This is a genomic window from Ensifer sp. CCNWLY38, assembly GCF_037120565.1.
Classification (GTDB): domain Bacteria; phylum Pseudomonadota; class Alphaproteobacteria; order Rhizobiales; family Rhizobiaceae; genus Ensifer; species Ensifer adhaerens_H.
The window spans coordinates 146,237-158,293 of the sequence record NZ_JBBBBO010000012.1; the positions used below are offsets into that span (position 1 = coordinate 146,237).

Consider the following 12,057-nt stretch of genomic DNA (forward strand, 5'->3'; position numbering starts at 1 on the left):
TAGCCGGTCCCCATAATCATCTTGACCGCATCTGTCAAAGGCAAAACTTGCAAGGCCCTGTGTCACGGGCGTTCCGGCGTGCGCAAGCATGGCCGCGCGCCGCGATTCAAGGAAGCATGCAGCAGGGGTTGTGGCGGGAGTGCTGCGGACAGCAGGCCGGCCCGCAAGGACGCCTTACGAGTTGCATTGTCTTCTTCAATCCTGTTCGGTCTAAGAATAAAAACAGTCAGCCATTCAAGTGCTGACGCGACTTTGGCGCGTCTTGAGCGCGCGACACTGTCTTGCTTGTTTCGAGGATACCGCATGTCGCAAGGATTGGGCCAAAGCCCTGTCACCGCCCGCAAATCAGACGGCCTTAAGGGTACGGTCCGAATTCCTGGCGACAAGTCGATCTCGCATCGGTCGCTGATGCTGGGCGGGCTTGCCGCCGGCGAAACGCGTATCACCGGCCTGCTCGAAGGCGAGGATGTGATCGCCACCGGCCGGGCCATGCAGGCGATGGGTGCCAGGATCCGCAAGGAGGGCGACACCTGGATCGTCAACGGCGTCGGCAACGGCGCGTTGCTTGCGCCGGAAGCGCCGCTCGATTTCGGCAATGCCGGCACCGGTTGCCGACTCATCATGGGTCTCGTTGGAGTCTATGATTTCGAAACGACCTTCATCGGTGATGCCTCGCTCAGCCGGCGGCCGATGGCGCGCGTGCTCGATCCCTTGCGTGAGATGGGCGTGCAGGTAGAGGCTGCTACGGGTGACCGCCTGCCGGTGACCCTTCGCGGGCCGAAGACGCCGACGCCGGTCACCTACCGGGTACCGGTCGCGTCCGCCCAGGTGAAATCGGCGGTGCTCTTCGCCGGTCTGAATGCGCCCGGCATCACCACCGTCATCGAACCGGCGATCAGCCGCGACCACACGGAGCGCATGCTGCGCGGATTCGGCGCCGAACTCTCGGTGGAAACCGATGCCACCGGTGTCCGCACCATCCGGCTCGAAGGTCGCGGCAGACTCGTCGCCCAGGAGATCGACGTGCCCGGCGATCCGTCCTCGGCGGCTTTCCCGCTGGTCGCGGCGCTCGTCGTTCCGGGTTCTGACATCACCATCCGGAACGTGCTGATGAACCCGACCCGCTCGGGGCTGATCCTGACCTTGCAGGAGATGGGCGGAGACATCGAGGTGATCGACATCAGGCAGGTCGGCGGGGAAGACGTGGCGGACCTGAGGGTGCGCCATTCCGATCTGAAAGGGGTTACGGTCCCCGAAGAGCGTGCCGCCTCGATGATCGATGAGTATCCCATTCTCGCCATCGCCGCCGCCTTTGCCGAAGGCGCGACCATCATGCACGGTCTCGATGAGCTGCGCGTGAAGGAGTCCGATCGCCTCGCCGCCATCGCCGCGGGCCTGAAGCTCAACGGTCTCGACTGCGAGCAGGGCAAGTCCTCGCTGGTGGTGCGCGGCCGCCCCGGCGGCAAGGGCCTCGGAAATGCTTCAGGCGGGGTGGTGAAGACCCATCTCGACCACCGTATCGCCATGAGCTTCCTTGTCCTGGGACTAGCGTCCGAACACCCGGTCGCCGTCGATGATGCGTCGATGATCGCGACCAGCTTTCCGGGGTACATTGAGCTGATGTCGCGGCTCGGGGCGAGGATCGTTTGAAGCCAACTGCGCTGGCGGTAAAACTTAGATGGCTGCTGACGTTTGCAGTCGTTGTTGTCCTGACGTTGCTGACGCAGATTGGCGGCCTTGTCTGGCTTGTTGCTCTTGGCATCGAGCGCCGAAGCAGAGCAGGCTTTCTCGTATTTCTTGCACTCTTTCTTGGCCTCTATGCAGCCGGGAGCGCGCTCAGCTACGCCGTGGCACCGGTCTTTGGTCGGGTTCCGTTGCCCTGTTTCGACGACGGCACGTCGCGGCTCAGAATGCAGTCGCCCCTCTTCTGCGCCCTGAACCGCCAGTACGTCGTACCGGAGTTGAAGGAAGCGGCCGTCGCTTTGTCGCGGCATATGGACCAGGAATTCCCCGGAACGACCACCTTGGCGCTCGACGCCAATTTTCCGTTCTTCGATGGTTTTCCGCTGTTCCCGCATCTATCCCATTCGGACGGCCGGAAGCTGGATGTCGCGTTCTTTTATCAGAATACCGATGGCAGCTATCTGGATAAGGCGACACGCTCGCCGATCGGCTATTTTGCCTTCGAGCAGCCGCATCCCGATAGCATTCTTCCATGCCGGGATCGCGAAGACCTCTTGACCTTGCGGTGGGACTTGGACTTCTTGCAGCCGTTGTGGCGGCCTTTGCCGCTGGAAGATGGCCGGACCGCAGAGGCGCTCCGCTGGCTTGCCGGTGAGGGGAGCGGTTTCGGTATCGAGAAGATTTTCGTGGAGCCGCATCTGGCGCAAAGACTTGGCGTTGAAGCGGAGTCCATTAGGTTTCAGGGTTGCAGGGCCGCCAGGCACGACGACCATATACATATGCAGGTTGGAAAATGACGTTCACCATCGCCATCGACGGGCCGGCTGCGGCCGGCAAGGGCACGCTCTCGCGCCGGATCGCCGAGGAATACGGCTTTCATCACCTCGATACGGGGCTGACCTATCGCGCCACCGCCAAGGCGCTGTTGGATAGCGGGCTGCCGCTCGATGACGAGGCGGTCGCGGAGAAGATGGCGCGCGAGGTCGAACTGGCCGGGCTTGATCGGTCGGTGCTTTCCGCCCACGCGATCGGCGAGGCGGCCTCGAAGATCGCCGTCATGCCGGCGGTGCGCCGGGCACTGGTCGAGGCGCAGCGCGCCTTTTCGTTGCGCGAGCCCGGAACGGTCCTCGACGGACGCGACATCGGCACGGTTGTCTGCCCGGGTGCGCCGGTAAAACTCTATGTCACTGCGTCGCCGGAAGTACGGGCGAGACGCCGTTACGACGAGATCATCGGCAGCGGTCAGCCGGCCGACTATGCGGCGATTTTCGAGGATGTGAAGAAGCGCGACGAGCGCGATATGGGCCGCGCCGACAGTCCCTTGCGGCCGGCCGAAGACGCGCACTTGCTTGATACGTCTGAAATGAGTATAGAGGCGGCGTTTCAGGCCGCGAAGACTTTGATCGATGCGGCCCTGATGAAGATCTGAAGAAGAGCCCTTTCACAACCCTCGTTTGAAACGCTCTTCTTGCATAGCCTGAAATTCCGTCCACGCGCCGGATTGCCCCTTCGATGGGGCGGACTGGGTTCAGGCCTGTTCAACACCAGCCCCCGGCGCATGTGCGTCTCGAATGAGATGCATGCAGGAGATTCCATGTCTGCTACCAATCCTACCCGTGACGATTTCGCCGCTCTTCTCGAAGAATCCTTCGCGAAGACCGATCTCGCCGAAGGCTATGTTGCCAAGGGCATCGTTACGGCCATCGAAAAGGACGTCGCCGTTGTCGACGTCGGTCTGAAGGTCGAAGGCCGCATCGCTCTGAAGGAATTCGGCGCGAAGGCCAAGGACGGCTCGCTCAAGGTCGGCGACGAAGTCGAAGTCTACGTTGAGCGCATCGAAAACGCGCTCGGCGAAGCTGTTCTGTCGCGCGAAAAGGCTCGCCGCGAAGAAAGCTGGATGCGCCTGGAAGTGAAGTTCGAAGCCGGCGAACGCGTCGAAGGCATCATCTTCAACCAGGTCAAGGGTGGCTTCACCGTCGATCTCGACGGCGCCGTTGCCTTCCTTCCGCGCTCGCAGGTCGACATCCGTCCGATCCGCGACGTCACCCCGCTGATGCACAACCCGCAGCCCTTCGAAATCCTCAAGATGGACAAGCGTCGCGGCAACATCGTCGTTTCGCGTCGTACGGTTCTGGAAGAGTCCCGCGCCGAGCAGCGTTCTGAAATCGTTCAGAACCTTGAAGAAGGCCAGGTTGTCGAAGGCGTCGTCAAGAACATCACCGACTACGGTGCGTTCGTCGACCTCGGCGGCATCGACGGTCTGCTCCATGTCACCGACATGGCATGGCGCCGCGTGAACCATCCGTCGGAGATCCTGAACATCGGCCAGCAGGTCAAGGTTCAGATCATCCGCATCAACCAGGAAACCCACCGCATCTCGCTCGGCATGAAGCAGCTCGAGTCGGATCCGTGGGATGGCATCGGTGCGAAGTACCCGGTCGGCAAGAAGATCTCCGGTACCGTCACGAACATCACCGACTACGGTGCGTTCGTCGAGCTGGAGCCGGGCATCGAAGGCCTGATCCACATCTCCGAAATGTCCTGGACCAAGAAGAACGTACACCCCGGCAAGATCCTGTCCACGAGCCAGGAAGTCGACGTTGTCGTTCTCGAAGTCGACCCGACCAAGCGTCGTATCTCGCTCGGCCTCAAGCAGACGCTCGAGAACCCGTGGCAGGCATTCGCGCACAGCCATCCGGCTGGCACGGAAGTTGAAGGCGAAGTCAAGAACAAGACCGAATTCGGCCTGTTCATCGGCCTCGACGGCGACGTTGACGGCATGGTGCACCTTTCCGACCTCGACTGGAACCGTCCGGGCGAGCAGGTCATCGAAGAGTTCAACAAGGGCGACGTCGTTCGCGCCGTTGTTCTCGACGTCGACGTCGACAAGGAGCGCATCTCGCTCGGCATCAAGCAGCTCGGCAAGGATGCAGTCGGCGACGCCGCTGCTTCGGGCGAACTGCGCAAGAACGCCGTTGTTTCGGCCGAAATCATCGCGATCAACGATGGCGGCATCGAAGTGAAGCTCGTCAACCACGAAGACATCACCTCGTTCATCCGCCGCGCTGACCTCGCGCGTGACCGCGACGAACAGCGTCCGGAGCGTTTCTCGGTTGGTCAGGTTGTCGACGCCCGCGTCACCAACTTCTCCAAGAAGGACCGCAAGATCCAGCTGTCGATCAAGGCTCTGGAAATCGCTGAAGAGAAGGAAGCCGTTGCTCAGTTCGGTTCGTCCGACTCGGGCGCTTCGCTCGGCGACATCCTCGGCGCGGCTCTGAAGAACCGCCAGAACAACGAGTAATCGTTGCCTGACATCTGAACTGAAAAACCCGCGGAGAGCGATCTCCGCGGGTTTTTCTTTGCTCGAATGATTGCTCGGGTCGCCCCCTCAGCCGAGGCCGCCGAGCCTGCGATAAAGATCGTAGGCGTCGGGTGCTTCCGGTGTCCCGTCGTCGAGCTGGGCTTCGTCCGTTGGCTGCTCTCCGCCCGCTTGATCTTGGCCTTCGCCTTCTTCCAGTTCTTCGTCCGACGCCTGGTCTTCCGATCCGCCCGGCATTTCATAACTGAGGTGTTCGGTCTCCGCGGCATCCTTGGCGGCCGGCGGGTAGGGGATCATGGCAAAAGGAATGGCTTCGCGCGGCAGGCCGTTTTCGACCAGCCTGGCGATAACCTGCTGCATCGTCTGTTCATCGGTTGCGCGCTGCGGCCGCATGTCCGCAGGCAGGCGCTGGGCAGCCTTTGTGTCCTCGGCCTGGTCGTCGAGCAAGGACGGCAGGGCGTTGCCGCCGTCCGCGATCTCGCGCTGGTGCGCCGCGGCGTCGATCGCGCGCACCGGTGTGGCGGTTTCTTTTGCCGGGACCGGCGCCGGCGCGTCGCTACCATCGGCGCGCTCAGCCGCCGGCCTGGTCTCGGCGCCGGCCGCGCTTCCGGGCAGGGTTACGCTGTCGCGAATGAGCGTCTTGATCGCCTCGAAGAGCACCCGCATCGGCCGGGCCTCGGGATTGCCGCGACCGGCCGTCGTAGCTGCCTTGGCGTCATTCTCCTCCTCGGCATCAGGCATTGGGCCATAGGTGCCATCGGGGTCGGCGTTCTCGGCGGTTTCGGCAGTCGTATCGGCTTCGGCCGGCGCCGCCGTGCTCTCGCTGGCTGGGACCTCGATTTCGACTTGCCCGCCATCGGTCGGGGGTCCGGTTTCCTCAGGCACAGACCCGAGGGCCGTTTGCGGCGCTTCCTCGACTTCGCCTTCGCCTGCCAGCAGGGCGGCGGCGGTTTCGACCGGCGTGCCATCCGGTGACGTGGGCTTGCCTGTGCTCGCACGCGTTTCGCTTCGCTCGACCGGTGCGGCGTTTCGGGCTTTTGAAGGTGCCTCTGCCGTTCCGCCCTGGTCCAAATCATCGCCCCGCGGTTCGAGCGCGTCGGTGTCGTTGCCGACCCCAAAGGTCTTGCGCAGCACCGCCTGCAGCAGCGCGACCTCGCCGGCAACCGGCGCACGCGCAGCAACCGGGTTGAGAGGCATTGCCGTCTGGAGAGAGGGATTGCGCAGGATGACGTCGCGCGCCTGAGCGGGCATCGGAGTGGCGGTGCTGCTCGGCGCGCTCGTACCATTGCGGATCGCGGGCAGGTCGGCAAGCAGGCCGACCCGGATGGCGAGGCTGCGCCCGCCGAGCTGGCGCTCGAGCAACAGCCGATCGGATGCAGGCATCGTTTCGAGGAAGGCCACCAGGCGTCGAACGAAATCCCGCCCGCCTTCCTGAGGCAGGGGCGGGAACTTCAGGATGCGCGCCAGATCCTCCATCAGCCGCACCAGAGCGTCCTTGGAGAGGATTTCGCGCCCCGAGAGGTGGCGGGTCAGCGCGTCCAGTATCTTTTGTATGGCTTCGCCGCGTTGGCCGGCGGGCAACAGCGCTGCCGGCTGCTGCGCTTTGGTGTTCGTGTCTTCTGCGGTAGCGGCCGCGGCTCGGGCCGTCTGGATGGGTATCAGCATTCTGGTCTCCATCTCGCTTGACCTTGAGGTTGACCAATCGTCGTTGACCGACGAAACGCGGGTGCACGCTTGGACACGGACCGATTTCCGGCTCGCGTGCGGACTATTTCTTTGTCACTTGCAGGTTGGCGCCTCATGCGCGTCTACAGCGGCGCGCGTCTTATGAGACGCGCAAGGGTCGCTGCAGCTCTTTGAGTTGCTGCATGTTTTTAAAGAAACATGCAGGGGGCCAATCGCCGGACAGCCGCGACCAGGTCGCGGATAAGGGAATCGGCATGATCACTGAGGCTAGGCGAAAGAGGTTTATGAAATCTTAACCAAGTTTCGATCGCTGCGGCAGCCGACCGCCCTTGCCTGTGGGCTTCGACAGCGCCATCTTCAGGACTTCTGAGGAGTTTCGGATGAGCGTTCGTCCCCCCAAAGCCCTGAGCCCGACCTTCTCGACCACCGGCGCCTTCAACGTGCTCGAATATGAACTCATGTCCGAGCGGGCCGATGCGCTCGGCCGGCATGGGCTGAAGGTGGAAAAGGCGCTTGCCGCACTGTCGGAACTGAAGGCGGAGGCGGCCCCGGATTTGCGCGAGCGGCTCCTCGATGAAGCAGCCGATGCCGTCTGGGCCTTTTTCATCCAGCGCGAGATCTGCGGGCTGCGTGACAGCCGCGATGCCGTTCGCCGCTACGGCATTCCCAAGGAGGTCATGGCAAGGCTCGGCATCGTGCGGAGGAAATGATCAGAAGCTCTGCGCCGTCAGGCTGTACAGGCCGTTCTCGTCGAAGCGGACCAAGTTTTGCAGCTCGGCCTCGCGGCGCTCGGCGACATTTTCCATCTCGTCCTTGAGTTGGAGCGCGCGAAGCTGCTCGTTTTGTTCGACCAGCGACTGCTTGTCGGTGCTGCGCGTGGGATCGTTGCGCAAGCTGTCGACTTGGGCTTCCTCGAGCGAACCGGATTCCGCGGTGCTTTTCAGGCGCTCGACCGCTTTGGCAGCCTGTGCCTGACTTTGAGAACTTTTGCCGCTCGTCTCTCCAAGCGCCGCCTTCAGTGTCTCGTTTTCCCGGCCGCCTGGATTTTTGAGTGCTTCAGCCAGTTCGGTGAGGGAGAGGCCGAGCTTATCCAGCCCAAGCTGCTCCTCGACCTTGGCGAGATCGCTCGGATCCAGATCCTTGATCTGGTTTTCGAGCGCTCTTGCGAAGGCGGCGTCGGATTTGAACGTCTCGCGGTCGAGGTGGAAGAACGCTCCGACTTGGCGAACGAGAGCCGCGCGATTGCTGTTGGGGTCGTTCTGGGTGCGATCGAAGAAGTGCGCGTTGATCTTCTCGTTGGCCGCTTTGCGGGCATCATCGGACTGGACCTGAGCCTTCAGGACCTTGTCGTCCTTGGTGCCCTTGGCCTTTTCCTCTTCTTCCGCCTGCCGCTTCTCGATGTCCTTCAGGATCGAGCCGACCAAGCCGGTCGTCGCGGTGGCGTTGGATTGCTGGGTCGGAAGCAGCATTTTTCATCCCGGCAGCATTGTGGAGCTTTCCGAAACGGTAAGTGGTTGCAGTTAACGGCGGCTTAATCGAAATTCCCCACTTGTTGGGTGATCAACCAATTCCCGCAAAAGTGCACAAAAGTGCGCAACGGTTTCGCGTCCGGAATCGCGCCGGAAGACATCAACTCCAGCAAAGGAACGTGCCCGGAATCGCCGCGGGTCGATCGAGCCCGCTCAACAGCGCCAGCATCGGCGACTCGGGTTAAGCGGCGTCGCCTAAATCGCCCCTATCAGTAGGGCGAGATGCAGACCCTGTAGGCGCCGCCATAGCTCAGGAACCGGTTGGTTGCCGGATTGTAGGAGCGGTAGCGCGACAGGCACCAGCTGACGTGTGAACTGGAGCTGCGGCGAACATACTGGTCGCGATAATAGTAGTTGTTACCGTAGTAGCTATTACCGTAATAGCGGTTTCCGTAGTAGCGACGTGGATAGTAGCCGCCATAGTAACGCGGATAGTAGCCGCCATAGTAACGGGGATAGTATCCGCCGCCATAGTAGCTGCCGTAGCCGCCGCCATAATAGCCGCCGGAGCCGAAGTAGAAGCTCAGGCCCGAACCACCATAATAGGGGCCACCCCATCCTCGCCGGTAGTAAGGCCCTCCTCCCCATCCTGGACCCCATCCGCGACGCCAGCCGTACCCGCCATATCCGCCGTAGCGCCGGTGGTAATACTGCACATTCTGGACGTCGCCTTGTGCCTTGATCTGGAGATCGGGCGCCTGAATCGGCATTGCCTCAACAGGTCCGATGGGGGTGATCAGGGAGGTGGCGGCCAAGCTGCAGCCGATAACGAAATTGCGAAATCCCGTCATTTTATCCTCACTTTCAGAAGGCTATGCCTTCCGTTTGTGTCCCTGCCTGTATTACGTTTGTTTTTCTTGGTTTATTCATGGCGCCGGACGCTCTGCGTGGTTGCGGGAACCACTGGATTTCACCCGTTGCCCTCTTCAGTACGATGCGCCGATCCGTCGGTCGTGTCACTGCGGTTCTTGTCCGGTCCCTTCCCGTCGTCAGCGAGGTACGCGATGCAATTGAAGTTTGGCACCAGTGGTTTGCGCGGGCTCTCCGAGGAACTGAAGGGCGAACCCTCCGCCCGCTATGCGACGGCCTTCGCCCGGCATCTTGTGGAGTCCGGGCACAGCAAGCCTGGCGATCCTATCCTCATCGCCCGCGATTTTCGCGATTCGAGCCCGGAGATCGCGGCCGTTTGCGCCGCGGCGCTGTCGCGCGAGGGGCTGCGTGTTTTTGACTGCGGCACGGTGCCGACGCCCGCACTGGCGCTCTACGGCCTCGCCAACGGGGCAGCGGGCTTGATGATCACCGGCTCCCATATCCCGGCTGATCGCAACGGCATCAAGTTCTATCGCCCGGATGGTGAGATCGACAAGGCGGACGAGGTGGCGATCAGCCGCATCGCCGACGGCATTGCATACCAGATCGCGCCGGTCGCCGATGCCGGAACCGGTGAGGACCACGCGGCCAGGGCCGCCGCCCTCTTCATGGAACGGAACCGGCAATTGCTGCCGGCCGGGGCGCTGTCCGGGCTCAAGGTCGGTGTCTACCAGCATAGTACCGTCGCCCGCGACCTGATCGCCGAACTGCTGACCCACTCTGGTGCCGATGTCGTGGCCCTTGGGCGCTCGGAACACTTCATTCCTGTTGATACCGAGGCGGTTTCGGCGGAGACGATCGAGCGGCTTCAGGATTGGGCGCGCGAACATCGCCTCGATGCGATCGTATCGGCTGATGGGGACGGCGACCGGCCCCTTGTCGCCGACGAAAATGGGCTGCCCCTGCGTGGTGACCTGCTGGGCCTGATGGCTTGCGGTTTCCTCGGCGCCAGACTTGCCGTCACGCCGGTCACGTCGAATTCCGGCCTTGAGGGCAGGGAAGGGCTCTCCGTCCTGCGCACCCGCGTCGGCTCGCCCTTCGTGATCGCCGGCATGCAGCAGGCGCTGAAAGAGGGTACGCAGAAGGTCGCCGGCTTCGAGGCCAATGGCGGCACGCTGACCGCGAGCCCCTTTGAGATCAATGGCGCAACGCTCGAAGCGCTGCCCACCCGGGATAGCTTTCTGCCGATTGTTGCGGCACTGGCCGCGGCGGCCGAGGCCAAGCTTTCGCTTTCCGCGCTCGCCGCTTCCTACCGCTTGCCTGTGGCGCTCAGCGATCGGCTCGAAAACTTCCCGGTGGGGACAAGCGCCAGGTTGATGAGCTATCTGCGCGGAGACGAGGCAAATCTTGCGGAATTCCTGGCGCCGATCGGCGGCGTCGCTGCGGTGAGCGACATCGATGGGCTGAGAGTGACGCTGGATGATGGTCGGATCATCCATTTCCGGCCCTCGGGCAATGCGCCGGAGATGCGGTGCTATGTCGAGGCGGAGACGTCTGAGGCGGCCGAAGCGCTGCTCTCAAGGGGGCTATCCACAATCCGCCGGTGGGCGGAATCCGCTTCGAACTGAGTTTTTTGCAATCCGACACGAAAACTTCAAAAACCCTGTTGACACTTCAGCTCGGGCCTTTTACACCCCAGCCCGTCGCCCAGATGGCGGAATTGGTAGACGCGCCAGCTTCAGGTGCTGGTACTCGCAAGGGTGTGGAGGTTCGAGTCCTCTTCTGGGCACCAAATTCCCAAGCCAAATCCTTGATTTGGTTTTGAAAAACCCCGGTTCGCCGGGGTTTTTTCGTTTCTGGCGATTGGGCGCAAATCGAGGTGATTTCCCGTCGCGCGGCGCGCTCTTTCCTTCGAAATGGTTGCACGTCCGCCGCTATTTTCGCGCGACGCGCCTTGAAGCTTTGACCGACAGCATTGATATTCTATTCGCAACAAAGTGGCGTGCAGACCGCACGAACGCGGCACCATGCAATCGTCCGCCGGGGCGGCGGAACTGAGCGAGGACGAAGCGATGTCTGAGACGCGTCGCAAGCTGACGACTATCCTATCGGCGGATGTCCAGGACTACACCCGACTGATGCGTGCCGACGAGGAGGGCACGCTCGCCACGTTGAAGCGCTATCGCGATGCTATGGGACGGCTCATAGAGGCGCATGAGGGCCGTGTCGTCAACACCTGGGGCGATGGCCTCATCGCGGAGTTTCCGAGCGTCGTGGAAGCCGTGCGCGCGGCGATCGACGTGCAGAACGAGTTGGCCGGTCGCAACGAGAAATGCCCTGCGGACGAACAGATGATGTTTCGCATCGGCATCAATCTCGGCGACGTGATCGCCGAGGGCGACGACCTCTATGGTGACGGCGTCAATGTCGCGGCGCGCCTGCAGGCTTCAGCACCCGCCGGCGGCATCGTCATTTCGAATACGGTCTATGACCAGGTGCGCAACAAGGTCGCCGTCGGTTTCGATTTTCTGGGACCGCTGGAGGTGAAGAACATCGATGGTGGTGTTCCGAGCTATGCCGTGCGAATCGGCACGGCCGATCCCCGCCCGGCAATCGGCATCCAAGGCTTCGGACGTTCCGCTGGTCAAGCCAGCGGAAATGGCGCCCGATCAGGGGCTGAGGCAAAGGGGGGCGGCGGGGCGGTCGCCGCGGCGAAGCGAGGCTCTCTTCCTGTGCTCGCCGTCATCGCCGCAGGACTGGTCGCGCTGAACCTCCTCACCTGGAACGGGGTGCTCTGGTCCGTTTGGCCATTGCTCGGGCTCGGCATTCTGGCGGGTCTTGCGTGGCTCAAGGCAAACCCGTGGGTCGATCGCGGCATCGGTGTGCTGGCCCTTTCCGGGCTGGTGCTCCTGACGATCAACGTGCTGACTTGGCATGGAGTGTTCTGGGCCGTCTGGCCGCTGCTCGCTTTTGCTGTCGTCGCCGGTATCCGCTGGGTCACCCGATCGCGCCGCAGTGTTGGTCACTGAG

10 protein-coding genes and 1 tRNA gene are annotated in these 12,057 nt (G+C 62.5%); 8 read left to right on the forward strand and 3 right to left on the reverse strand.

What is annotated here, in order from left to right; translation table 11 throughout:
* The first annotated feature begins 303 nt into the window (after positions 1 to 303).
* The 4 genes from aroA (at position 304) to rpsA (ending at position 4,984) form a co-directional block, all read left to right on the forward strand.
* Positions 304 to 1,650 carry a 3-phosphoshikimate 1-carboxyvinyltransferase gene (aroA, locus tag V7S54_RS24385; RefSeq protein ID WP_065372074.1) on the forward strand — a complete coding sequence of 449 codons (1,347 nt, stop codon included), beginning with the start codon at positions 304 to 306 and terminating at the stop codon, positions 1,648 to 1,650.
* Positions 1,647 to 2,480: a hypothetical protein gene (locus V7S54_RS24390; RefSeq protein WP_065372075.1), complete on the forward strand. Its 834-nt coding sequence runs from the start codon at positions 1,647 to 1,649 to the stop codon at positions 2,478 to 2,480. The genes aroA and V7S54_RS24390 overlap by 4 nt, the downstream gene beginning before the upstream one ends.
* Entirely contained in the window at positions 2,477 to 3,112 is a 636-nt protein-coding gene (cmk, locus tag V7S54_RS24395) for a (d)CMP kinase (protein ID WP_065372076.1), read from the forward strand. Before V7S54_RS24390 ends, cmk begins: the two co-directional genes overlap by 4 nt.
* 147 nt (positions 3,113 to 3,259) lie before the next feature.
* Positions 3,260 to 4,984 carry a 30S ribosomal protein S1 gene (gene rpsA / locus V7S54_RS24400; protein WP_082615707.1) on the forward strand — a complete coding sequence of 575 codons (1,725 nt, stop codon included), beginning with the start codon at positions 3,260 to 3,262 and terminating at the stop codon, positions 4,982 to 4,984.
* 87 nt (positions 4,985 to 5,071) lie between these two features.
* Here the strand turns inward: rpsA and V7S54_RS24405 are convergent, their stop codons facing one another.
* The gene (locus V7S54_RS24405) at positions 5,072 to 6,667 is read right to left on the reverse strand and encodes a hypothetical protein (protein WP_336408975.1); all 1,596 of its coding nucleotides are present in this window, start codon (positions 6,665 to 6,667) and stop codon (positions 5,072 to 5,074) included.
* 401 nt (positions 6,668 to 7,068) lie between these two features.
* On the opposite strand from V7S54_RS24405, the gene V7S54_RS24410 reads away from it, so the two are divergent.
* Entirely contained in the window at positions 7,069 to 7,398 is a 330-nt protein-coding gene (locus V7S54_RS24410; protein WP_065372078.1) for a DUF6665 family protein, read from the forward strand.
* Here the strand turns inward: V7S54_RS24410 and V7S54_RS24415 are convergent, their stop codons facing one another.
* Entirely contained in the window at positions 7,399 to 8,157 is a 759-nt protein-coding gene (locus tag V7S54_RS24415; RefSeq protein ID WP_065372079.1) for a hypothetical protein, read from the reverse strand.
* Between the two features lie 269 nt (positions 8,158 to 8,426).
* Positions 8,427 to 9,008, reverse strand: coding sequence for a BA14K family protein (locus V7S54_RS24420; RefSeq protein ID WP_065372080.1), 582 nt, complete (start codon positions 9,006 to 9,008; stop codon positions 8,427 to 8,429).
* A gap of 213 nt (positions 9,009 to 9,221) precedes the next feature.
* Here V7S54_RS24420 and V7S54_RS24425 point away from each other — a divergent pair, with 213 nt between their 5' ends.
* The 3 genes from V7S54_RS24425 (at position 9,222) to V7S54_RS24435 (ending at position 12,056) form a co-directional block, all read left to right on the forward strand.
* Positions 9,222 to 10,655: a phosphomannomutase gene (locus V7S54_RS24425; RefSeq protein WP_065372081.1), complete on the forward strand. Its 1,434-nt coding sequence runs from the start codon at positions 9,222 to 9,224 to the stop codon at positions 10,653 to 10,655.
* A gap of 77 nt (positions 10,656 to 10,732) precedes the next feature.
* Positions 10,733 to 10,819: transfer RNA gene (locus tag V7S54_RS24430), tRNA-Leu, on the forward strand.
* A 280-nt stretch (positions 10,820 to 11,099) separates the two neighbouring features.
* Positions 11,100 to 12,056 carry an adenylate/guanylate cyclase domain-containing protein gene (locus V7S54_RS24435; RefSeq protein WP_065372427.1) on the forward strand — a complete coding sequence of 319 codons (957 nt, stop codon included), beginning with the start codon at positions 11,100 to 11,102 and terminating at the stop codon, positions 12,054 to 12,056.
* The last annotated feature ends 1 nt before the right edge of the window (position 12,057 follow it).